At 63.1% G+C, this 22,006-nt stretch carries 10 protein-coding genes; 4 read left to right on the top strand and 6 right to left on the bottom strand.

The window, feature by feature from the left end:
- Positions 1-61 precede the first annotated feature (61 nt).
- A complete protein-coding gene (locus A3E1_RS45875) occupies positions 62-1,687 on the bottom strand; it encodes a PQQ-dependent sugar dehydrogenase (protein ID WP_020519289.1) in 1,626 nt (541 codons plus the stop codon).
- Positions 1,688-1,776: 89 nt separating this feature from the next.
- Between A3E1_RS45875 and A3E1_RS38630 the strand changes: the two genes are divergently transcribed.
- Together A3E1_RS38630 and A3E1_RS0103155 are read left to right on the top strand one after the other, a co-directional pair.
- Positions 1,777-2,250, top strand: coding sequence for an MOSC domain-containing protein (locus tag A3E1_RS38630; RefSeq protein ID WP_020519288.1), 474 nt, complete (start codon positions 1,777-1,779; stop codon positions 2,248-2,250).
- Entirely contained in the window at positions 2,247-2,651 is a 405-nt protein-coding gene (locus tag A3E1_RS0103155; RefSeq protein WP_020519287.1) for a hypothetical protein, read from the top strand. The genes A3E1_RS38630 and A3E1_RS0103155 overlap by 4 nt, the downstream gene beginning before the upstream one ends.
- Before the next feature lie 169 nt (positions 2,652-2,820).
- On the opposite strand, the gene A3E1_RS0103150 is transcribed toward A3E1_RS0103155, so the two are convergent.
- Both A3E1_RS0103150 and soxR read right to left on the bottom strand, forming a co-directional pair.
- The gene (locus A3E1_RS0103150; RefSeq protein ID WP_026208034.1) at positions 2,821-4,170 is read right to left on the bottom strand and encodes a dipeptidase; all 1,350 of its coding nucleotides are present in this window, start codon (positions 4,168-4,170) and stop codon (positions 2,821-2,823) included.
- Between the two features lie 139 nt (positions 4,171-4,309).
- Entirely contained in the window at positions 4,310-4,750 is a 441-nt protein-coding gene (soxR, locus tag A3E1_RS0103145) for a redox-sensitive transcriptional activator SoxR (RefSeq protein WP_020519285.1), read from the bottom strand.
- A 51-nt stretch (positions 4,751-4,801) separates the two neighbouring features.
- Between soxR and A3E1_RS0103140 the strand changes: the two genes are divergently transcribed.
- On the top strand, positions 4,802-5,638 hold the full coding sequence (locus A3E1_RS0103140; protein ID WP_040390468.1) for an NAD(P)H-binding protein: 837 nt from the start codon (positions 4,802-4,804) through the stop codon (positions 5,636-5,638).
- 419 nt (positions 5,639-6,057) lie between these two features.
- A complete protein-coding gene (locus tag A3E1_RS38625) occupies positions 6,058-9,117 on the top strand; it encodes an AfsR/SARP family transcriptional regulator (RefSeq protein WP_020519283.1) in 3,060 nt (1,019 codons plus the stop codon).
- 77 nt (positions 9,118-9,194) lie between these two features.
- On the opposite strand, the gene A3E1_RS44350 is transcribed toward A3E1_RS38625, so the two are convergent.
- Genes A3E1_RS44350 through A3E1_RS0103120 form a run of 3 tightly spaced genes read right to left on the bottom strand, consistent with a single transcriptional unit; the run spans position 9,195 to position 21,990 of the window.
- Positions 9,195-9,680 carry a type 1 periplasmic-binding domain-containing protein gene (locus tag A3E1_RS44350; protein WP_020519282.1) on the bottom strand — a complete coding sequence of 162 codons (486 nt, stop codon included), beginning with the start codon at positions 9,678-9,680 and terminating at the stop codon, positions 9,195-9,197.
- Complete coding sequence (locus A3E1_RS0103125; protein ID WP_020519281.1) at positions 9,680-10,174, bottom strand: hypothetical protein; 495 nt, start codon at positions 10,172-10,174, stop codon at positions 9,680-9,682. The genes A3E1_RS44350 and A3E1_RS0103125 overlap by 1 nt, the downstream gene beginning before the upstream one ends.
- Before the next feature lie 2 nt (positions 10,175-10,176).
- The gene (locus A3E1_RS0103120) at positions 10,177-21,990 is read right to left on the bottom strand and encodes a LamG-like jellyroll fold domain-containing protein (RefSeq protein WP_169454359.1); all 11,814 of its coding nucleotides are present in this window, start codon (positions 21,988-21,990) and stop codon (positions 10,177-10,179) included.
- Positions 21,991-22,006: the final 16 nt, after the last annotated feature.

Genomic DNA, 22,006 nt, shown 5'->3' with positions numbered 1-22,006 from the left:
TCTGGGCGCGAGGGCGCACAGGGCAACCGGGGCCTGGCATACACCAGGCCCCGGTTAGAGGTCAGCTTATGCGGACATCGTCCACGGCGGCTTCGACCAGGCTGGCGCCACTGGCGTCGGCGGCCTCAACCGTCACGGTGATCGACTGACCGGCGAATGATGAAATGTCGGCGCTGGCCGTCTGCCAGGATGCGGCGACATTGGAAGCCGCGCCGAGTCTTTCAAACACCACAACATTATTGACGCGTACCCGGAAATAGTCGGCACTGCTGGCATTGTTCAGGTGTGCCAAGTAAAAGCGCAGTGACAGCGTCAACGGCCGCCCACTGGGCAACGCGATAGCCGGGGACCGCATCGAAGTGCTGCCACCATCAATGTCGTTGGCACCAACGGAACCATTGGCCAGACGCCCGGTCACGAGACAGTTAACGCCGCTCGTCGTGGTGCCCAGCTGATAGGTAGCGCCACCTGAAGTGGTGGCTTCCGGGTCGCCGCGTTCGAGGCGGCCCGAGGTTGCCGTGTCTGTCCCGTTTGGATTGGCCACCCAGCCGCGATTGGTCTCGAAGGTGTCCTCAAAAACGGTGCCACCACTGGTACTTGGCGGGAAGCGGACCACACGATCGTCGGTGGCGATCGGGGTACCCCGGCCGTCCCGGTTACTGGTCGCGATCCACAGGTAGCCGTCCGGTCCAATCACGACGGTACGGATTCGGCCATAGGCGCCTTGCAACTCAGAAGACGGTGGCCCGCTAGTGCCGCCGCTTCCGTTGAGCGGCACCAGCCACAGCCTGGTACCCCGCAAAGCGGCTGCGAACAAGGTTCCGTTGGCGATTGCCGCACCACTGGGCGAGGCTTCGGCCGTCGTCCAGGTGACGATGGGATTGCGGAACTGCGGGTTGCTGCAAGTGCCTTCGCACGTCGGCCAGCCATAGTTGCCGCCCGCCACGATCTGGTTTACCTCGTCGGTCGTGTTCTGGCCGAACTCGGTGGCATACAGCCGTCCCTGCGCGTCCCAGGCAAGCCCTTGCACGTTGCGGTGGCCATAGCTGTACACGACCGAGTTGCTGAACGGGTTGCCCGGCGGAACGGACCCATCCGGGTTCATACGCAGGATTTTGCCCGCCGTGGTGTTGAGATTCTGGGCGTTGGCGGTGTTGTTGGCATCACCGGTGCCCACGTAAAGCATGCCGTCTGGCCCAAACGCGATCCGGCCGCCGTCGTGAACGCTCGCCTTGGGGATGCCGGATCGCACCACCTGCACCGTGGCCGGACTGTCCAATCTGAACCGGACGATGCGGTTATCGGCGCTAGCCGTGTGATAGACGTAGACGAATCCATCGGTCGCGTAATTTGGTGATACGGCCAGCCCCAGCAGGCCGGCTTCACCGCTGGGCACCACCCCGGGGACGGTGGCCACCTGAACAGGAGCCATGCCGGGACGCAGGCGGAAGATCCGCGCTGTGCCCCTTTCCGCCGCGAGCGCGCTGCCATCGGGCAGGAACCCCAGGCCCCATGGCACCTGCATTCCTGTTGCCACTACTTCGGGCCGGGTCAGGTCGAATCCGCCGGCTTGGATCACTGGACCCGTGGCTGCCGGTAATCCGGCTTCGGCCGCACTGACGGCAGGTGCGGCGCTGATGGTCAGGAGGGTCGCAGCGACGATCGCCACTAATGATCTGATCTTCATTCGCGATCTCCTTAGATCGAGTATCATGAATACCCTACCATCGGTGAAATTACGTGGCGCCGATGACCAGCAGTGGTTAGCTTCCAGGCGTGAGCAGAATCCTCTCGGTCAATCTGCCCCAGCCCGGCGCGGGCTTCAGCAAACACCCCGTCGACCACCTGGTCACGGTGCCCGTTGGCGATGACGTTTACGCCTATGCCCGGGACGACTACGACTGGTGGCAAGCACGGCTTAGCCGCCGGCTCCCCAACGGGCTCTTCGGCGAGACCATCACCACCGAGGACCTCGATCTGGGCAACGCGGTCATCGGCGAAACATGGCGCATCGGCCCACGGCTGATGGTGCAGTTGGTGCCTGGGCGCATCCTCGATATCGCGTTTCAGCACATGATGGGCGAGCCCCGCTGGATGAAAACCTTCGCCCGCTCGAACCGGCCTGGCGCATGGCTGCGCGTGCTGGAGCCCGGCGAGGTGTGGGCCGGCGATCCGGTGTCCATAGAGGACCGTCCAGCCAACGGGATAACAATCGCGCAAGCCCAGCATCAGCGCACAATGGCGCCATGATTCTGGTGCTTCTCGGCGTCTCGGTCATCTTCGCCTTCAGCGTGACACTGTCCTATGTGAAGGTTTGGCAGCGCCGCCTGCGCGGTGTCACCGGCTGGGCAACGGTGGAGACACGCCGCGACATTCACGAATACGAGCGCGTGAGCCATCGTCTCCTCGTACGGCTCGACGCCGGCCCGTCGGTTCTTCTTACCCTTGTGGAACCCGGCCACGTGCCCACCGTAGGCGATCGCATCGAGGTCCGTTACGACAGCCGCAATCCCTCCAATGTGGACAAGGTAAGCCGCACTGTCGGCAGTCGCGTCCTGGCCGCCGCCACCGAGGTGATCATGGTGGCCTTCACCCTGGGCTCGATCGCCACCGTGGTGTTCCTGTCCTTCGCCGCGGCCAAATCGTTGTAAGCGCGGCTACGTTGGCCTGGCGGAACTAGGCCAGCACCGCTTTGCTTGTGAGCGCAACTGCACGACGCCAGCCATTGGCCCCAACGGCGGCCACGGGCCGCTACGGCAACCCTCGCCGTTGTCACCGCACCGACGCGGCCGGGCACAGGCCACCACTGCCGGGGGTCCCCTACCGGCCGGATAGCGTTGCCGCAAGGTTTTCCAGCAACAACGCTTCAGCGAGGCAGACCCGGTGGAAGTCGCCGAGGTGAAGGCTCTCATTTGTTCCATGAGCCCGTGAGTCGGGATCTTCGACACCGGTGACGAGCAGCGTCGCTTCTGGATAAAGCTTCGTAAGCACCTCAACCACGGGGATCGAGCCGCCCATGCCCACATCGACAGGGGCAACACCATCCCACGCCGCGGTGAAAGCCGCCCGCGCCGCCGTGAACGCCGGACCGATCGCATCAACGGCCCACGGCTGCCCTGAAGCACGGTGTGTCACCGTGACCTCGGCGCCCCACGGAGCGTGCCGCAACAGATGGTCGCGAAGGTTACCGAAAGCTCGCATCGCCTCGTCACCAGGGGCCAGCCGCATCGAGATCCTGGCTCGCGCCACAGGAGTCAGCGCATTAGGTGCATTAGCAACCGACGGCGCATCCAGCCCTAGGACGGCGATCGACGGACGTGCCCAGAGGCGATCGGCAATGGGCCCGGTGCCGATCAGCGACACCGAATCCAGCAAACCCGCGTCTGACCGGAAACGGTGCTCCGGATAGTCGATGGCGGACCGGGAGGCACGCGTGAGTCCTTCGACCGCGAGATCTCCCGCAGCGTCATGCAAAGTTGCCAGCAGGCGACACAAGGCCGTCAGCGCATCCGGTGCGGCGCCACCATAGATTCCACTATGGACAGCGTGTGTCGCGGTGCGTACCTCCACCACTGCGCTTACCGCACCACGCAACGACGTGGTCAGGGCGGGCTGACCCACCGCCCAGTTCGCCGAGTCAGCAACGACAACAACATCGGCGGCGAGTTCCCGGCGATGCTTGTGCAGCAAAGGCTCCAGCGACCTGGTGCTGAACTCCTCCTCGCCCTCAACGAACACCGCAACACCCACGGGCGGATCACCGTCGAAAGCACGCAAGGCGGCAACATGAGCCATGACACCGGCTTTGTCGTCAGCGGCTCCACGCCCGAAAAGCCGGCCATGACGTTCCGTAGGCTCGAACGGCGGAGTGTCCCAAAGCGACGGATCCCCCACCGGCTGAACGTCATGGTGGGCATAGAAAAGCACAGTCGGCGCACCGGCAGGAGCGGCACGGTGGCCGATAACAGCAAGGTGACCCCCGTCGATGCGCTCAACCCGCGCGTTGCTCAGGCCTGCCCCGCGAAACAGTCCGGCGACGGCCTGCGCTGATCGCTCAAGCGGCTCAAAGTCATACCCGTCAAAGGCAATTCCGGGAATGCGGACCAGGGCTTCCAAGTCGGCCAGGATTCCCGGCATCAGTGCGGCCATCCTGTCCGGGAGGTTTGGCATGGCCAGGACCATACCCGCCACCTACCGTCCGCGCTAGATTGCACGCAGCCGCGAAGACGACCGTGGCAACCTCGCCGTTCTAGCCACCGCAAGGGGGTCCATTGTGCACACCAGCTACTCTCGGTGGCGCACAAGCCGGTTACGTCAGCAGGTGCGCGCCAGGTCCCTGATCGCCGAGCACGTCACGCGGATTAACCAGCCCACACTGCTGGAACGACAGGCACCCGCAACCGATGCATTCGGTGAAGCGATCGCGAAGCCGTTCCATGATGGCGATGCGCTCGTTCAGCGTTTCGCTCCAGCATTGTGATGCGCGCACCCAAAACTCACGAGTTGGAGGGGCATCCGGGGGCAGAAACGTGAGCACCTCTGCGATCTTCGCCAGCGGAATTCCCACACTCTGCGAAGCACGGATGAACGCCACACGGCGCAGCACGCTGCGGTGATACCGCCGCTGGTTGCCACTGGTCCGCCGGGCACCGATCAGCCGCCGGCGCTCGTAGAAACGTAAGGCAGACACCGGCACCCCACTGCGATGCGACACCTCACCGATGGTTAGTTCCTGAGCGATCGCGGACATCTGAAGATTCTAGCTTGACCTGAACTTAGGTTCACGTTTGATGCTGTGATCATGACCAACTTGAAGCGAATTCTTGTCACCGGCGCCAGCGGAAACATCGGCCGTCATGTACTGCAAGGCCTGAAAACTGCGGGAGCCGATGTCACGGCATTCGCCCGCAAACCCGTACACGGCACCTATTCGATTACCGGTGACTTCACCGATCCTGCGGCCATCGCCCGCGCGGCAGATGGTGCCGACAGTGTGTTCCTGTTGTGGCCGTTCATGTCTGCCGACACGGCCGGCTCAGTGATCGAGATCCTGGCTGGCCGAGTGAAGCGAGTGGTCTACGTCTCGGCGATGGCGGTAGACGACAGCCGCGAACCCGAATCCAACGGGGTGTGGGGCCAACTGGAGCACCTCATTGCCCAGTCCGGGCTCGACTACACCTTCCTGCGGGCCGGAGGGCTCGCAGTCAACGCGCTGGGGTGGGCTGATCAGATTAAGACAGACAGCGTGGTGCGCTGGCCTTACGGCGAGGCCAAACGCTCCCCTGTTCACGAGAACGATGTCGCCGATGTCGCTCTCAAAGCCCTGCTCACCAGCGACCTGATCGGTGCCAGACCCACGCTCACCGGACCGCAAGTGCTCAGCCAGGCCGACCAGGTGCGCCTCATCGGTGACGCAGTCGGCCGTGAGGTGCGCTGGGAGGAATTGCCGGTTGAGGACGCACGGCAAGGTCTGCTCGCCGCTTGGGGCGATGCCACGTTTGTCGATGCCGCCCTGAACCACTGGGCCTCCATTGTGGACAATCCCGAACCGGTGAGCCACGATTTCGAGCAGATCACCGGCAAGCCCGCCCGCACCTTCGCGGCCTGGGCCCAAGATCACGCCGACGCCTTCCGCTGACCTGACCGGGGCCTGGCTCTCGTCCAGCCGGGCCCCGGCAAAGCCGTGCTCGCCGTGACGGCGGCAGCGTTAAGGCCCGCTTGGCAGATGCTACGTAGATGTTGCTAACCGTGCAGTACAACGGTATTGGCGGCCCGAGGGCCAGGCGAGCAAGCCCGGCGCGGTTCCCGGTCGGCGAGTAGGGCGTCCTGCCACCGAATATGCTGACCTACGCATACGGGTAACCGCAGCGACGGTTCGGCAGCTGGCGTTCTGACCTGCCGATCAGGCGGCAGCGCCTGGCGATCCTTCGTGTTCGTCGAGGTCGCCTCTCGCGCGAAGATGCCGGGCCGGCCTGCGAAATGTTGTCCCGGCGTCGTATCTTGACAGTCCGTTGGAAGAGGCGATCACAGCAGGCTAGCTAAGGAGTGCGGGGGACAATGCTGGAGTTTGGCGTGCTCGGACCGCTTCTCATCCGCCGCGATGGTGCGCCTGTGGAGCTGTCGAGTGCGATGCTGCGGCGGCTCACGGCGATCTTGCTCGCAAAAGCGGGCATAGCTCTCACCGCAGATACTCTCATCGACGCGCTATGGGATGGCAGCCCTCCCCCGACCGCCCGCAAGACGCTCCAGGTCTATGTTCACCGGCTCAGGCAGGCACTCGGGGGCGAAGAAACCGTTCCACGTGGCCCTGATGGGTACCGCCTGTGCCTAGATCAGGGAAGCCTTGATGCACAAGAGTTTCTGGACCTGCTGGCGAAGGCGGAGGCCGGCCAGGATCCGGCCGGATCACTCAGGGCAGCCTTGAACCTTTGGCGTGGACCAGCTTTCGCCGGTGTGAACGACACCGTGCTGTTGGCTGAGCATTCGAGCTGGCTCGAGGAACAACGCCTGGTCGCCCTCCAGACACTGGCCGGACTGGGACCTGGGCTCGTCAAGGAATTGACCGAAGCTGCGGCGGCGCATCCCTATCGCGAGGCCTTGCACGCGCGCCTGATGATCGCGCTGTATCACGACGGGCGGCAGGCAGACGCGCTCGAGGTCTACCGCCGCATCCGGGAACAACTGGCACAGGATCTCGGCATCGATCCAGGACCGGAACTACGGGAGACACACGAGCAAGTACTTCGCGGCAACGTACCCCGGTCTGGGCAAGCAGCAAGCCCGAGCCGCAATTTCCTGCCACCGGACGTCGCGGACTTCACCGGCCGGGCCCAAGAGATGAGCCAGCTGGATCTGCTGACGCAGGACCAACCGACAATCGCGATCACGACTGTCGCCGGGACCGCCGGGGTCGGCAAGACCGCCCTCGCGATCCGCTGGGCCAACCGAAACCTGGCGCGCTTCCCCGACGGGCAGCTCTACCTGAACCTGCGTGGATACGACCCCGGTCCGCCGTTGCGCACGATCGACGCGCTCACGCAGTTGCTCATTTGCCTGGGGGTACCAGCTGAGAAGCTCCCGATCGATGTGGATACAGCCGCGGCGCTTTACCGAGCCGAAGTCGCCGGTAAGCACATGCTTATCTTGCTGGACAACGCCAGCTCGGCCGAACAGATCCGGCCGTTACTCCCCGGCGGGCAGGGCTGCGTCACGCTCGTGACAAGCCGGGATCGCTTGTCTGGCCTCATTTCCAGGGATGGTGCACAGCGCCTGACACTGGACACGCTCCCCGAGGCTGACGCGATGGCGCTCTTGCGCCGCATCCTCGGCGAAGACCGGCTAGCGGCCGAACCCGATGCAGCACAGCAGCTAGTCGCAATTTGTGCCCGGCTGCCGCTGGCGCTGCGGATCGCCGCCGCTCAGCTCGCGGACGAGCCCTCGGCGGGGCTGGCCGGCTACCTGGCGAAGGTGGCCGAGACCGGTGCCCTTGACGCGCTTGCCATCGAGGGAGACGCCTCGTTCGCCGTACAGCCGGTCTTTCATCGCTCCTATGTGGAGCTCCCTCTCACCGTCCAGCGAGCGTTCCGGTTGCTAGGAGTGTTGCCGGCGGCCGACTTCACCGCCGAGACGCTTGCGGTCCTCGCCGCGGTGACGGAAGGCGAAGCGACAACGGCACTGGACTGCCTGAATGCGGCACATGTCATCGAGCAAAATGCGGCGGGCCGGTTCAGTTTCCACGACTTGCTCCGGCAATTCGCGCGAAAGCTTGCGCACACCGACGGCTGTCAGGAGTGGACAGAGGCACTGGCCCGGCTCGGTGATTGGTATTGCGGCCGTGCGGCCGCGGCTGGTGCCTTAATCTACCCCGGCCTGGACTTCCTTCCCTCAGACCCGGGGGGCGTCTTCAGCAGCAGAGCCGAGGCACTGTCCTGGTTAGACGCTGAGGCACCGTCGATGCTCGCCTTCATCGTGCACGCCGATTCGCCGGTCATGAGGCGCCACGCCTGGTACATCTCCGATGGGATGCGGCCTTATTACCGCCTTCGACGGCTCCACTCAGACTGGCTGCGGGCCGCAGCCAGTGCTCTGCAAGCAGCCGATGCCGAGGGCGATCTGATCGGCCACTCCGCCGCTCATCTAGGAATGGGCAATGCCTATCACCTCCGGGGAGACCAGGAAACAGCGCGGCACCATTACCAGGCCACGCTGGAATCAGCCCGCGCCGCTGGCTGGGACAATGGCGAGGGCGCCGCGTTATCTGGGTTTGGCGTCGCCTACTACGTCGAAGGGCGGCTAGCAGAAAGTGTGGAATACACGCGCGAGTCGCTGGTTGTTGCCCGGAGACTAGGAAGCGACAGACGTGTCGCAACGCTTCTGAACAACCTTGGCTTCGTTTGCATGGATCTCGGGCGTTTGGCCGAGGCAGAAGCCTACTGCAGCGAAGCGCTGGCATTGCACCGCCGCGACGGCGCGTCCGTGTCCGTTGCCTACGATCTGTTAGCCCTCGCGATGGCCCGGCACGACATGGGCAGGAATGCCGACGCGATCGCCACCTGCCAGGAAGCATTGCAGGCTTACCGCGAGCTGGGCGATCGCGGTGGCCAGGAATCGGCGCTGGTTAGCCTCTCCGAGATGTTCGCAGCCGCTGGAGATGCACAAGCCGCCGAGGCTTCGGCACGAGAGGCTTTGGCCATCGCGGACGAGATCGACACCCCTCGAAACACAGGCAACGCCTGCCTCGCTATGGCGATGGCGGCCAAGGCGGCTGGCGACCTGACTTCTGCTCGCCGCTACGCCGAACAGGCCTTCGAGTGCATGACTCAGGTCAACGATCGCGCTGGGCTGGCTACGAGCCATTGGGTACTGGCGCTGGTCCACCACGGCCAAGGCGACACCGAGACAGCGCGAAAGCATGCCGCGACAGCGTCCGAGATAGCCGAGGACCGGGGGTACAGTGTCATCCACGCGCGTGCGCAGCTGGCTCTCGCCTCGGCCGCAATGGTGTTAGGCCATCGAGGTACCGCACGTGCACACGCTACGGCGGCGGCGAAGCTAGCCACGACTTGCGGCGCGGCCCCGGAGCGAGACGCCGCCCACGCGCTGCTCGCCACGCTATAGCTCGTCCTCCGACAAATCAGCTCGCAACCCGCACTCGGTGCCGACACACGTCTCAGACGCTGGCCAGCTACGCAAGCTCACTTCGCCGGAATCATCGGCCTGACTTTGTCAGCAAGGACCTTGCCGTTAACCTGCTTCCCGGCGGGAACAAACTGCACCGCCGGATACTTGTCCTTCACCGCGCCGATCGCGGAGACCTGCTGTTCTCCAATGGCCACAATGATTCCGCACTTCTGCTGAACCTGCGTCGCGACAAACTTCTGCGCCTGAGCCGAAGTCTGCTCGCCGGTCACCGCCACGTATGACAGCCGCACCTTGGCCTCAAGCGACACGCCTTGCAGCGCAGTCCATGCCGCCTTCGCCTCGTCGTCTGTCAGCCCCGCTTCGCCTGTCAGCAAACAGATGTCGTAGTCGCGATACTCCCGCGCACGTGGCACCGACTCAGGATCAGGCTCCCACGCGAACCACGAGACGACCGCGACGATCGCGGCCAGCACCGCGATCCCGCTCCACGACCACCACATCACTTTCGCGATGGCGCGGTCCTCACTGCCTGAATCCATTACCGCGCACCATCCTCAGCTGCGGGAGCGACAGCCCACACTGAAAGCCGCAATGGCGCTTCCTTGTCCTCGTGTTGAAAGGTGACCATCAATAGGCACGCGTCTCGATTCCAAACCACACCGCGATCGAACTGACCTGGCACCGGAAGCTCAGGATCGTCGAACTCCGATGACAGATCAGGTTCCTGGCCGATCAAGCCAGAGACGTCATTTGCCAGCGCTACGAAGGCCTCTTCGAACTCGGTGTAGAGCCCCTCGAAATCAGCGCCCTCGTCTGGCGAGTGGAGCCGGGAGACGAGTTCGAAGCTGAAAGCGCCATGATCGCTGCTCGTGTAGCCCGACACCTGGCCTTTCCGCCATTCCTCCCACCCTCCGGCCTCGTTGGCACGCGTCAGCATCCAGCCACCGTTGGACAGCCAGCGGTTCAGCTGATCTCCGTCGAAACCAGTCGTCACACTCGCGAGATCAACAACACTTCTAACGAGGTCATCCATAACTAACGCTTCCTCTTTCTATCTCCCCACATACCGTCACCAGGTACATGGACGACGCGAAGAGTACCGTTCTTGATGTTGTCTTCAAAGAATCCACCAAGATAGCTACGGAAGAAGTCAGCGCCATCCTTGCTCGAGACCCGGTACTCCACGCCCTTTCGGTCCAGACCCGCTGCCAGGTCAAGCAGGCGTCTGGCTTGGTCCAGGATCTTTGTGCCGTCGAAGTGACGGTGGTTGGGGTTGAAGTTCGACGACCCCCACTGGTTTTCGTTGCCAGTCCACTTCGCTTCTAGCAGCCAGTCATCCGCATCACCGTCCACCTCGGTCAACTCATCGTTGTAGCGCCAGGTGGTCTCGGTCTTCGTTCCGGTGGCATGTGCCTGATAGGTGAAGGAAGGACGCTCAAGTTCCTTATCGCTCAGCGTCGAGGTCCTGACCGCCTCGGGACATGGATTGTTGTTGTGGACAAGGGCGGGCTCGTTGGCGGCTTGGATGTAGTAGGTGTGGACATTGGCGACGGTGAGGTCGCGCATTTGTTCGTTGCCGGTGAAGTTGTCGACCTTCACCACGTGCAGGGTTTGACCTTCGGGGCCGATGAAGGCGGACTGGCCTGGCTTGAGGTCAGCTGCATTGACCCATGCCTTGGCAGTCACATCCCAGAAGGGGTGGTGTGCCGTGGTTTCGATGACCGACTCAGTTGGACCGCGGGTGCTGCGGCCTCCCTTGCCTTCTGCGGTCTCCGACGGCTCGACGCCGCCGGCAGCGGCTGTGCTTACCGTGACATTGGTCAGCTCGGTGTCGAAGTTTTCGTGCAGCACCGTGACTTGCTCGGAGGTCGTCTTGCCAGTCTCCGGGTCTGTCGCGGTGACCTTATCTCCAACTTGGACTTCCTTGATGGCACGCCAGGTGCCGTCAGCCATCAGGACTTTGGTGTCAGGGTCGAAGCTGTGCGTAAAGCAGGACTCAAGGGTGCCCTCGTGCGGCCTTTCCTTGGGTGCGTTCTTGTCAATGTCGTTGGCCGTTGGTCTGGGCTTCGGCTTTGGCTTCGGTTTCGGCTTACCTCCGCCGCCATTACCGCCGCCGCCTCCGCCGTTACCGCCTCCGCCGTTACCGCCGCCGTTGCCGCCGGGCCCGTCGCCCCCGTGACACTTCTTGGGGTTGGCCATGCACCATTTTTCGAACTCAATGTTGCCGTCGGGATCGATGTATTCCGGCCGGTCTGGGTCGTCTTTCAGCCTGTCCCTGGGTAGTTTGAATTTCTTGACCAGCTCGAGTGCCCGTTCAGCGACCTTCTTCAAAAGTTTGATCGCGAAGGTCGCGCCGCCGGTGAAGATGTCGACAATCGTCATGAGCACTCCGGCGAGTGCCTGGCCGACATGTTCGGCACACTTGTTCTTGTTGCCGCCGGTGCAGTCTTCGACTATCTCGCATAGGCCCGAGATCGCGCAGATCCAGCCGCCGATTTCGGCCGCAAGGTCACATGGTAAATAGAACGGGCACTTGCCCTTGAGCCAGCCCTGAAGCTTGCCCTTCCATACGCTGGCTTGGTGCTTAAGTCCGTCCTGGATGCTCTTGATGGTCTGGCGGAAGTTGCTTATGGCGCTCCAAAGATCACGGGCCATCTTTGGGATGTCAATGGTGTCAATGATTTCGTTGACGAAGCCCTGGATGACGCAACCGAAGACGTCGTTGCAGTTCTTCATGCGCCAATGGCCAGTCGGGTCGATGCCCGTCATCGGATTGGCGTTGGCGTAGCCGTATCGGTTGGCGTTAGCAGACTCCGGGTTTGGCGACAGGGTGACGGAGTCGCGGCTGTCGAAGGCACCGGTGCCCGGCTGGTACCAGCGGGCGTGCATATTCACGCGGCCGGTCGAGGCCTCGGTGTATTCCTGTTGGTAGCCAAGCGATCCCAGCACACCGTTGGATGTCAGCGGTTTGCCATACGGGTCGAAAGCCTGCGAGCCCGAAAGCGATGCACCCGTTGCTGTGAACTGGCCCACCACGTCGGTGTGCAGATCGGTCCAGGCGTAGGTGTTGTTGGTACCCTGCCTGACGCCGAGCAGGCCGCCACCCGGATCCCGGGTGTACTTCGCGTCGCCGTCGGTGGCCAGATCGTTGCCAAGGCCGGTGTAGGCGAAGCCAGGTTTGATAGCCCGGCCAAGACCGTCGTACGTGTATTGCGCGGCAACCCCTGGCGCTGATTCCTGCGAGGTGATCTGGCCGAAGGCGTCCGCCAGCGTGTTGAGCGACACCGTGCCGACGGTGGTCCGCCGCAACGTACCCCTGGCCGTGTATTCGTAGGTGGTTCCGTCCGAATTGGACGCCAGCTGGTCGCGCTCGTTGAACGTATAGGTCACGGCACCGGCTTGGGTCCGGTTGCCGGCCTTGTCGTAGGCATATGCCGTTGACGTGGAGCCGTTGCTCCAGGAGATGAGGCGGTTCGCTAGGTCGTAGCCGTAGGTGTTGCTTGCGGCGCCAGCGAATCCGGTCGTCGTCTTGGAGGTGAGGTTGTCGTTGGCGTCATACCCGTAGGCGAGCTTGGCGATCGACGCTCCGGCCGGCGTTTTGAGTTCATCTGACGAAAGCCGGTGCAGCGGGTCGTAACCTAACCAGCGGGTGTTGCCGCCCGATCCGTGCGTGATCTGCTTCAGCTGCGATAGCGCGTCGTAGCCAAGTGTCATCTGCACACCCGTGTCTGGATTGGACACTGTGCCCAAGCGGCCTGCGGTGTCATAGCCGTAGGTCGTGGTCCCGGCGGCATCCTGACGTGTCTTCATCAGGCCATCGCCGGTGTAGGTGAACGTGTTGTTGCCCGAGGGACCAGCGACCGACCGCAGCAGGCCACGATCATCCCATGTGAGCGTATTCGTGCCGCCCGGACCGGAAAGTGATGTCACCCGGCCGGCCTTGTCATAGCCGAAGACCCGGTCTTCAGTCGCCGCTTCGGCTCCCGAGCCCGCGGAGCGCCTTAGCAGACCCATCTCGTCATAGGTGTGATTGACCGTTACGCCGCCAGGAATGCGCTCTTCCACGAGCTGTCCGGCCTTGTCGTAGACCGAGGTGAAGCGGTGGTCGCCTGGTTCCACAATGGATTCAGGCAAGCCGAGGGTGTTGTAGGTGGTCCATGTGGCGTTGCCGCGGCCATTGGTGAAGCGGGTTCGCCGGCCCGCCGCGTCGTAACCGAACGTGGACGTGATGGATTCAGTCACCGACGTTGGCTCGACCTGCGACATGAGTCGGTTGAGCGCGTCATAGGTGAACGTCTTCGTTGTGCCACGCCCGTCCGTGGATGACACTAGATTGCCGTTGCGGTCATATCCGGCCGAAACCGTACGCAGCAATGCGTTCGTGTTGCTGAACCACTTACGTGCTTGCATGCGGCCGGAGAGGTCGTAGGCGTCGACTGTGCTCGTGCCGTCGGCCAGAAGCGATTTCAGCAGCCGGCCTGCCGCGTCATAGGTGTAGGTGGCGACAGCGCCACCGGCATCCTTGGTGGAGGCTATCTCGCCAAGCGTGTTGTGGGTTACTTCGATACGCACACCGTCTGGTGACGTTTTCGAAGATAGAAGACCATTTACGGCGTACCCAAAAGTGGTTGTGTGGTTGGAAGACGTCTGCCGCACGATCTCGGTCGCGGTGACCTGCCGGCCAAGGTAGTCCCACGTCGCCCGCCGTTCCGCACCCGTCGGATCGACGGCGGACAAGAGGTCGCCATTGAGGCTGTAAGTGTAGCGGGACACGCCAGCATCCGCATTGGTCTGCTTCGTCAGGCGTCCGAAAATGTCATATGCCTGCGACGTCATGTTGCCGAGCGGGTCGGTGACGCTAGTGAGGTCACCGGTGTTTTCGTTGTAGCCGTACTGGACTGACGGGACAACGGGTGTTGACGCACCGGGTGGCGTGTAGGACGGATAAGTCACCGTCTTGACCCGGCTCATGGCGTCATAGGTGCGAGTCACGACCTCACCCACGGGATTGCGCGTCTGGGTCATTGACCCGAAGGTGTCATAACCGGCCGACGAGATCGGCACCAGCGTGACCGGCGAAGTCCCGTGCACTTCGCTGGTGATCGACGGAGCGGTGACACTAACTGGCCGTCCTGCTTCGTCATAGCTGATGTGGGTGACGTTGCCATTCGGGTCGATGGTCTTCTTCGCAACCCCGGATTCGTCGCGCACAAACGATTCCCGGATCACCTTGTTGGCTGGATTCGGGTAGCTTCCTGACACCGAGGCGAGATCGCCAATGTTGGTGAACGCCACCCCATGCGGTTCAGGTGCTGGCAGGGTCCGGTGCCTGCGGACCAGGGCACCATCCGAGGATCGCACCGCGTACGCGTCCAGGCGCCCGTCACCGTTGAAGTCACCAGAGGTCGCTTCGCTGAGCCCTGTCCATCCGGATTGGATGACCGCCATAGCCCCGAAGGAGACACCGCCGTTGCCAGACCAGAAGTGCAACTCACCGTTGCTGTGAACGGCCATCATGTCGGTTTTGCCATCACCGTTGAAGTCACCCGACATGCGGTTGGTGTAGGTCTGGTTGCCGCCGCCATAGGAGTCGTTGCCGTTGAATCCGCCGATTCCGTCTCCGAAGTAGAACCGAAGCACACCATCGGTGGAGCGGACGGACATCACGTCGGTTTTGCCGTCAGCGTTGAAGTCGGCGGCGGTCAGCTTCGTGTCTGTGCTCCAGCCCGTGCCGACGGTGACGCCTGCGGCGTAGGTCCAGGCACCGGTTCCCTTGAACCATTGCATCGTGTGATCGGAGGTCCGCACGGCCAGCAGATCGAGCCAGCCGTCACGGTTGAAGTCCACCGACATCAGGTCCCGGAACCCCGACCAGCCGCCGTTGACGGTGCCGCCGTAGGTGAAGGTGCCGTCGCCGTTGCCCGACCAGCGCACGAGAGTGTTGTCCGCCGACCGGATCGCGAGCAGATCGGCTTTGCCGTCCTTGTCGCCGTCGCCTGAAGTGTAATCGCGGTAGGTTCCCCAGTTCTGTTCCTGAGCGGCACCGGCGTACACCTGGGAGATTTCACCTGAGGACAGCGCCTTCTGATACACCTGAACGTCGGCGATGCCGCCCTGCCACCGTTGACCCGCGTCGCCACCGATGTGGGTGGCGGTGGCCTGGTTGGTAAAGGGCAAGGTGGTGGTGGAGCTGCCGGCCTGGACACCGTTCACGTAGAGCTTGAGCGTCTTGGCCGCGGTGTCCACGGTGACGGCCAAATGCGTCCACACGTTCACCTGTGGCGCACCGGCGGCTGACATCGGTGCGGGGACCCATGTGTTGGTGGATTTACCTGGCTCCCGGATGGCCATGGCGGCGAGCCATTTGTCCAAGGTGGAGTCGTAGCCGAGCTTGAGCGCAGACGATCCCAGCACGCCGGGCATCACGACCGCGAACCGCGAAGCGCCTTTGGCTTCAAGCTTCACCCACGCGGACACGGTGACGGAGTTCTGCACGTCGGCGACCGCTGCGGCCTGAGTGACAGAGGTTGTGCCGTTGAAAATCCCGGAACCGCCTTTCTCCGGCGACCAGGTGACGTTGGACGTTGTGCCGGGGCTGTTGCCCGTGGCGTCGGCGCCGTCCCCGTTGAGTTTCCACCGCGCGATGGGAGTCGCACCCGCGCCGGTGTATGTCGTCTTGGCCAGCACCCTGCCGAGCTTGTCGTAAGCCGTTTCCTGTTGCGAGGCAACGTTTCCGGCGCCGTCTTTGATCGTGACGGCGTTAACCAGATCCTCTGGCGAGTAGGTAATGGACGTTGTGCGCTTGAGCCCATTGGGGTCAAGCGTCGTGGACGTCACGCGGGAAGCCGCGTCCACGGCGTAGGCCTGAACGGTAGCGCCGTTATTAGTGACCTGTTTGACGAGGTTTCCGGCCAGGTCGTAGCTGTTGTCTTCGAGCACGAACCGGTCGGTTCCGTTGGTGCGGGTGGTTTTCTTGAGCAAGTTGTTGTCGGTGTACTCGTATTCGGTGTCCCACCCCATAGAGTCGGTTACCCTGATGAGCCGGCCCGCCGGGTCGTAATAGTTCGCGGCGACTGTCACATCCACTGGGGCTGTAGGGAAGTCCGGATCTCCGGTGTAGTTCTTGAACACTTTGCTGACACTCTTGCCGGTCGTGTCCGTGACCGTCTCCAGCACCGTGCCGGCCGGGTCGGTCTGCGTGCGGCGCTGCCCCAGCAAGTCGTAGGTGTAGCCGGTGACTTTGCCCGAGGCGTCCGTCATTGACGACCGCTGGCCCAGGCCGTTGTAGCCGTAAAGTGTTTTGCGTTCGGCGTCGCCACCGCTGGAGTCCTGCACGGCCATCGACAATGGCTGGCCGTCCTCGTTGTAGAGCACGGTCGTCACCCGGGTGTGGACCGCGCCAGTGACCCGGTTCGTTACGGCCGGCTCCGTGGTCTGCTCTGGCAGGCCGTGCTTGTTGTAGGAAACCGTGGTCGTCAAGCCGCCCGGGTAGATACCCGAGGTGAGCTTGCGGCTGCTGACCCGGCCCAAGCCGTCATAGGTGAACTCGGTGATCATCCCTGCCGCATCGACCGTCCTGGTTAAATCACCGGCCGCGTTATAGGTGTGCGTGGCGGTTGCGCCGCCCTGGCTCGACTCGGTCAAAGGCAGACCGCTTGGAATACCACTTGTTCCATCGCTGAACGTCGCTAAGGTCTTGCGTCCCAAAGGATCGGTGAGTTCAACCGGGTTGCCCTTGGTGTCGTAGGTGAAGGTTGTCAGGTAGGTGTTGTCGGTGCCCGGCTCAGGGGTCCGGCCGTCCTTATAGGTCAGCATCACGTCGTTACGCGGGTCGGCTGCGGGTGTCTTCGTGGTGGCGTCCGGGAAGTAGGTAAACCGCTCGGTTCCACAGACATTGGCCAGCCGGTCGAGACACGTCTTGCGGGTCAGCATGTTGCCGCGCACGTCATAGGTGAACTCGGCGAGGTTGCCATTCGGGTCGGTGACCGTCGACAGCAAACCACTGGTCGGGTGGTATCCGTACTGGCTCTTGTATCCGAGGGCGTCGTATACCGCGATCGGCTGTCCGGAATAGAGGTTGAACTGCTGGACGCTGATGTTGCCGTCGGGGTGCGTCATCGACACGCTCTTGGACGGCATCGCGGTGGCGTTCGGGTCGTTCGTCACCTTGTCTGCGGCGAGGTACTGGGCCCAGATCTGCTGCTGGGTCAACGCGGTCCGGAAGGTAGCTACCTCAGCGATCCGGCCGCTCCAGAAGGCACTGCGGGCACCGCTCCATTTGCTGGCACCGACGCTCAACGGACCAGTTGCCCGCCATGGAGTGGCGATGGTCGCGCTTCCGGCCGACGTGCCGTTGACGTAAAGCTTAATCGCCTTAGAACCAGCGTCGTAGGTTCCCGTGAGGTGCGTCCATTTGTTGAGCTCTGGAGCGTTGTGTGCCACCTGGGTGCACGTGGACGTGCTGGTGGAGTCCGTGGGGCAGACGGCAAACCGCCATTTGTTCGCGGCGTCGTAGCCGAGATAGAACTGCGAAATATTGTTGCCGTCAGCGGCGACTGCGGTTTGGTACACGCCGCTCTTGGTCAAAAACACCCACGCCGACACGGTGTACGACTTCGTGGTGTCGATGGATGAGCCATCTGCTTCGAAATACGCGCTGGTTCCGTCGAAGGTCGGAGCGAAGGTGTCGGTGAACGGCCCATTCGGCTTCTGGTCCGCCGAGCCGAGTACGGCGTTGTTGTTCGTAATCACCGACCCGTTGATTTCGTTGTATGCCTGCGTTATGCCGGGCAGATCGTTGAGTCGCCAGTAGTCGATCGGCGCCGCGCCGAGCAGAGACGAGGCGTATACCTGCGAGGAACCCTTGACCTCTGGGGTGTGCAGCTTCCATACTCCGCCATTGGCGTCAGTGACCTCCTTCGCCCGGCCACTGACACTGTCGTAGGTGATCTTCGCGCTGATTCCGCCGCCGGGACGGTTGATCTGCGACAGCACCTTGCGCGGTTCGGTTGAGCCGTAGAGGCTTCCGATCATCGCCGTGGTCAGTGGCCTGTCGAAGATGGCTACGTCACTGATGCTGCCCGAGAACCAGTCCGGGACGCCGGTGTTCTTGTTTGTATCCGGGTGTGACTGATTCGGCCAGCCGCCACCGAGGAATCCGGCACCGATGTACTGATGGCGCGCCGCGATGTCGGACACGATGATGCCGGTCTGCTCAGCGACCTTCACATTGTCGACATAAATGGCCTGCCTGTCACCCGCCGCGGTGAGCACGACGTGATGCCACTGTCCATCGGCCACACTCGCCGCCGACTGCATCGGGTTGTGCGTGCGCGCGGCGAAAGTCTGGGACTTGGAATGCTGATCGTGGCACGTGTGCACGACCAGGCGGGTGGCGTTGTCGACTCCCGTGGTGTCTAGGCACAGCCCCGAGGTGTGTGACTTGACCCGCCCTTCGGCGCTGAGCATCCATTTCTGGTTGGCACCACCATGGCAGTCGTAGACGACCACGTTGGATAGGTCCTCGGTGCCGCTGGCGTCCATACACTTGGTGACACCGCTGTGAGTGAAGCGCAGCTCACCCGTGGCTGTCAGCGTCCACTGCTGATTTCCGCCACCGTGACAGTCATACAGGTGGACCAGACTCATGTTCGCGGTGTTCGACGCGTCGACGCAGCGCCCCGAACCGTAGCCGAGCAGCGAGCCCAGCGGTCCTGGCTGAGGTGCGATTGGGTACCCACCAACGAGTTTTCCATCAGAGCCGACGTAGAGCAGGGGCTGATAGAGACCGCTGGTGGCTGTTGCCGTAATCGGATCCCATGACTGCCCGAACAGCACCTGATCAGTCGCCGTGGAGGTTTTGAACCACATAGAGATTGCCTGGTACCCCGACTGCGACTCCAGCTTCGCGGGCAAGCTCACGTGCGACGAGGTGCCGTTAAAGCCCGCCGCTGTGGCCGCCGTCCCGGCGAGTTTGCCGGGCTGCCCGAGCGCGACCTCGGAGTAGGTGCCGACATCGGTGCCTGCCCGCTCCAGCACATTACTCAGGGCGGCAGGTCCACTCGCCTCGCCGAGGCGCCAGTAGGAGTAGGGGTCAAGGTTTTCCACCGTGGACGGGTAAAGATTTGCGTCCACATAGGAGTATTGCGTGCACTTGACATCGCTCGCCGGAGAGCACACCTTCACCAGCTGGTTGCCGTTGTAGGCGTAGGTCCACGCGAGCGCCGAGTTCGGATCGCTGGCGGTGACCAGATCGGTCGTGACCTTCGCGATGCGGTTGTTCGCTCCCCACTCGATGTGGAGGTTACGCCCGGACGCCGCGGTCAGCTTGGTGACTTTCGTGCCGGTGTAGGTAAGGGTCAGCGCATTGCCTTGCGCGTCTGTAATCGACGTTAGGCCAACGGCTCCCGACCCTGCGGTGAAAAGGTAGCTGGTGCCGTCCTTGTCGGTCAGCTGGTAGCCACCGGTGACCGTCTTGAAGACCGATGCGCGGCCAAGCCCCGGTGAGAAAGAGCCGTCATCGTTGCGGCCGAAGGAAACCTGTTGCCCCGTGGGATACGTCACGGTCACCGCGACGACGGCGCCCGTGGAGTCGTGCTGTTCCACCGCGTTCATATCGAGCACCGAGGTCCAGCCCTCGCCAAACGCGCCGGATGTCCGCGGGTCGAGCGAATGGTAGGAACGCTGGATGGCTAGCGGCGGCCCAACGGTTTCGACCTTCGCATCCACCGCGGCGGTGGTGTAGGACCCAGAGCCGGCCTGGAATCCGGCGGGACCATTTGAGCCGAGCGTCGACGTGATGACGGCTTGCGGGACCGGAGTGGTGAGCACAAAGCGCCAATCCGGCTGCCAAGGGAACGACGGCTTGCCGTTGTTGGATCGCCCGTCATGCGCGGTCACGTGCCACCGGTACCGGCCGCCCCATTTCAGCACTCCGGCCGGCACGGTCCACGATTTGCTTGTCTGCCAATTGGATTCGGCGATCTTCACCTGGTTCTTGTCGTCTTCGGCGTTGAAGATCTCGAAGTTGTATTCAAGAGTCGCGGGGAAGCCGTCTGAGTCATAAACATCGGCGATCAGCTGTGGCCGCAAGGAAGACACTTGCGTGCCCGATGGTGGGAAAAGATTGTTGACCTGAGGCTTCTCATTCTCGGTGTACGTCAGCTCCAGCGAGGGCCGGCAGTATTCTGTGCCGCACGTGCTTTCACCGAGATTGGCCGAGGTGAACCGCTTCCACGACGTGGTGACGTTCTCCGGGGCCGTCAGCGCCAGCCCGAGAGCCGGCGACGAACCCCGGTTCGTGGCCCAATCGCGAAACGTTGTGGGATCGAGCGTGACCGCGTGCCATTGCCCGACCGTGCGGTTACCGCCAGTGTTGGTGCACGCCGGAGAATGGTCCGTGATCTTCAGCGAGCCGATCGGAGACGTGTACGACGGTGCGGGAGGCGAGGCTAGCCCGGCGTCGGACAGCCCTGCCACCGACCATGCGGAGGTCACGCGGTGAACGTTGAACACATCCGTGGAGCTACAGGTGTTTGACCAGGTGTGGAAGAGGTGCAGCTTCGCAGCGGAGATCTTCTTGCCCAGGAAACCGCCGTTGTCGAACTGGTCGAAGGAAAGGAAGGAACGCGCGATGCCACCCGAATGCCGGCCCACGGCCAGTGACGTGCCGTTCTGGTCCTCAGCGTGGGTGTCCGACTCGTTGTCCACATAGACGTCGGCGTAGTCGCCCGAATAGCGCACCAAGGTCGTCGGGTCGAGGTAGACCGGCCACACCCGCTTCGGGTCATCCAGCCACGCTGTGCCCATGATGAGCTTCAGCGCGGGACGCCCGTCCAAAGTGGTCAGCTCATAGCGGGCATCGTAGGACTTCGGCCGTTCACCTCGCTCGTTGACCGGTGCGGAGTCCTCCATCCACGGCCGCGGGATCTCCATGGCCACTTTGCCCTGGACATCGAGCAACTCGACGTGACCCGCAGCGGTCAGCCGGGGCGTCAACCCAGTCAGGTTCAGCGGGAAAACGAACTCTCGTGCAGCTGAGCGGTTCTTGAGAACCAGCGTTTCCTTGACCCCATTGGCAAGAGCGGACAACTGAACGTCGACGTTTGGCAAAGCGTCGGGATAGGACGCTGTCTGGCCGGCGATCGTGGCGGTCACGTCCTTCGTGCCATGCAAGCCGTAGCTGAGCGACTGCCCACCGGTCAGCTTGACAGTCGCGAGATCCTGTGTCGCTAAGCCCCGCGCGGCGACCGAAATCTGCACGTCATTGGCGGCCACAGCCCAGCGGCCAGCCTGATTCACCAGCCGGCTGTCGATCGGCTGCCAGCGACCGTTGCGGTCGCGATAGTTCACCGCACCCTGCGTGTAGCGGACCGTGATCGACCCGTCCGTGTTCTCGTACACGTTGGCCCCGCGGCCAGAACTCTCGGCCAAGCGTTTGGAGGTTGCGGGATTGAAAGAATTCTCCCCGCCGGGCGCCCATTGGGGACGCGGCGGCGTCGTTGGCTGCTCCCGCTGGTTCTTGTTGGGCGCGTGGTGCCCACGGTCGTGCCCTGAGCCCATGGTTTGCTTGGGCACGCCTGCATAGGCCAGTGCCGCGTCGCCAAACGAGAACCTGACGTTAAGCCAGTCCAGCGGGAACGTTCCACCAGGGGTGACCTCTGCGCCGGCCTGCAAAAGAAGACTGAAGATTACTACCGCGGAAATTCGCCGAACGGCACGCAACATCTGAGGCCTCTCCCCCGTGAGCAGGCCAGCACTCTCGCTAGCGCTGGCGGGCGTCAGTGTGCCGGCCAGCGGTTGCGGCAAAGTTGCGTCGCAGGTCAGCCGCCATTTTTCAAGGGTCTGCACAACACCGGCAGCATGT

The organism is Catelliglobosispora koreensis DSM 44566, from assembly GCF_000379685.1.
GTDB classification, from domain to species: domain Bacteria; phylum Actinomycetota; class Actinomycetes; order Mycobacteriales; family Micromonosporaceae; genus Catelliglobosispora; species Catelliglobosispora koreensis.
Note: the sequence above shows the minus strand (reverse complement) of the source record. Positions and strands in the feature narration are given on the sequence as shown.

Coding starts and splice junctions, on each gene's coding strand:
- A3E1_RS45875 (WP_020519289.1), bottom strand. CDS start 1,687: ATGAAGATCAGATCATTAGTGGCGATCGTCGCTGCGACCCTCCTGACC.
- A3E1_RS0103155 (WP_020519287.1), top strand. CDS start 2,247: ATGATTCTGGTGCTTCTCGGCGTCTCGGTCATCTTCGCCTTCAGCGTG.
- A3E1_RS0103150 (WP_026208034.1), bottom strand. CDS start 4,170: ATGCCAAACCTCCCGGACAGGATGGCCGCACTGATGCCGGGAATCCTG.
- soxR (WP_020519285.1), bottom strand. CDS start 4,750: ATGTCCGCGATCGCTCAGGAACTAACCATCGGTGAGGTGTCGCATCGC.
- A3E1_RS0103140 (WP_040390468.1), top strand. CDS start 4,802: ATGACCAACTTGAAGCGAATTCTTGTCACCGGCGCCAGCGGAAACATC.
- A3E1_RS38625 (WP_020519283.1), top strand. CDS start 6,058: ATGCTGGAGTTTGGCGTGCTCGGACCGCTTCTCATCCGCCGCGATGGT.
- A3E1_RS44350 (WP_020519282.1), bottom strand. CDS start 9,680: ATGGATTCAGGCAGTGAGGACCGCGCCATCGCGAAAGTGATGTGGTGG.
- A3E1_RS0103125 (WP_020519281.1), bottom strand. CDS start 10,174: ATGGATGACCTCGTTAGAAGTGTTGTTGATCTCGCGAGTGTGACGACT.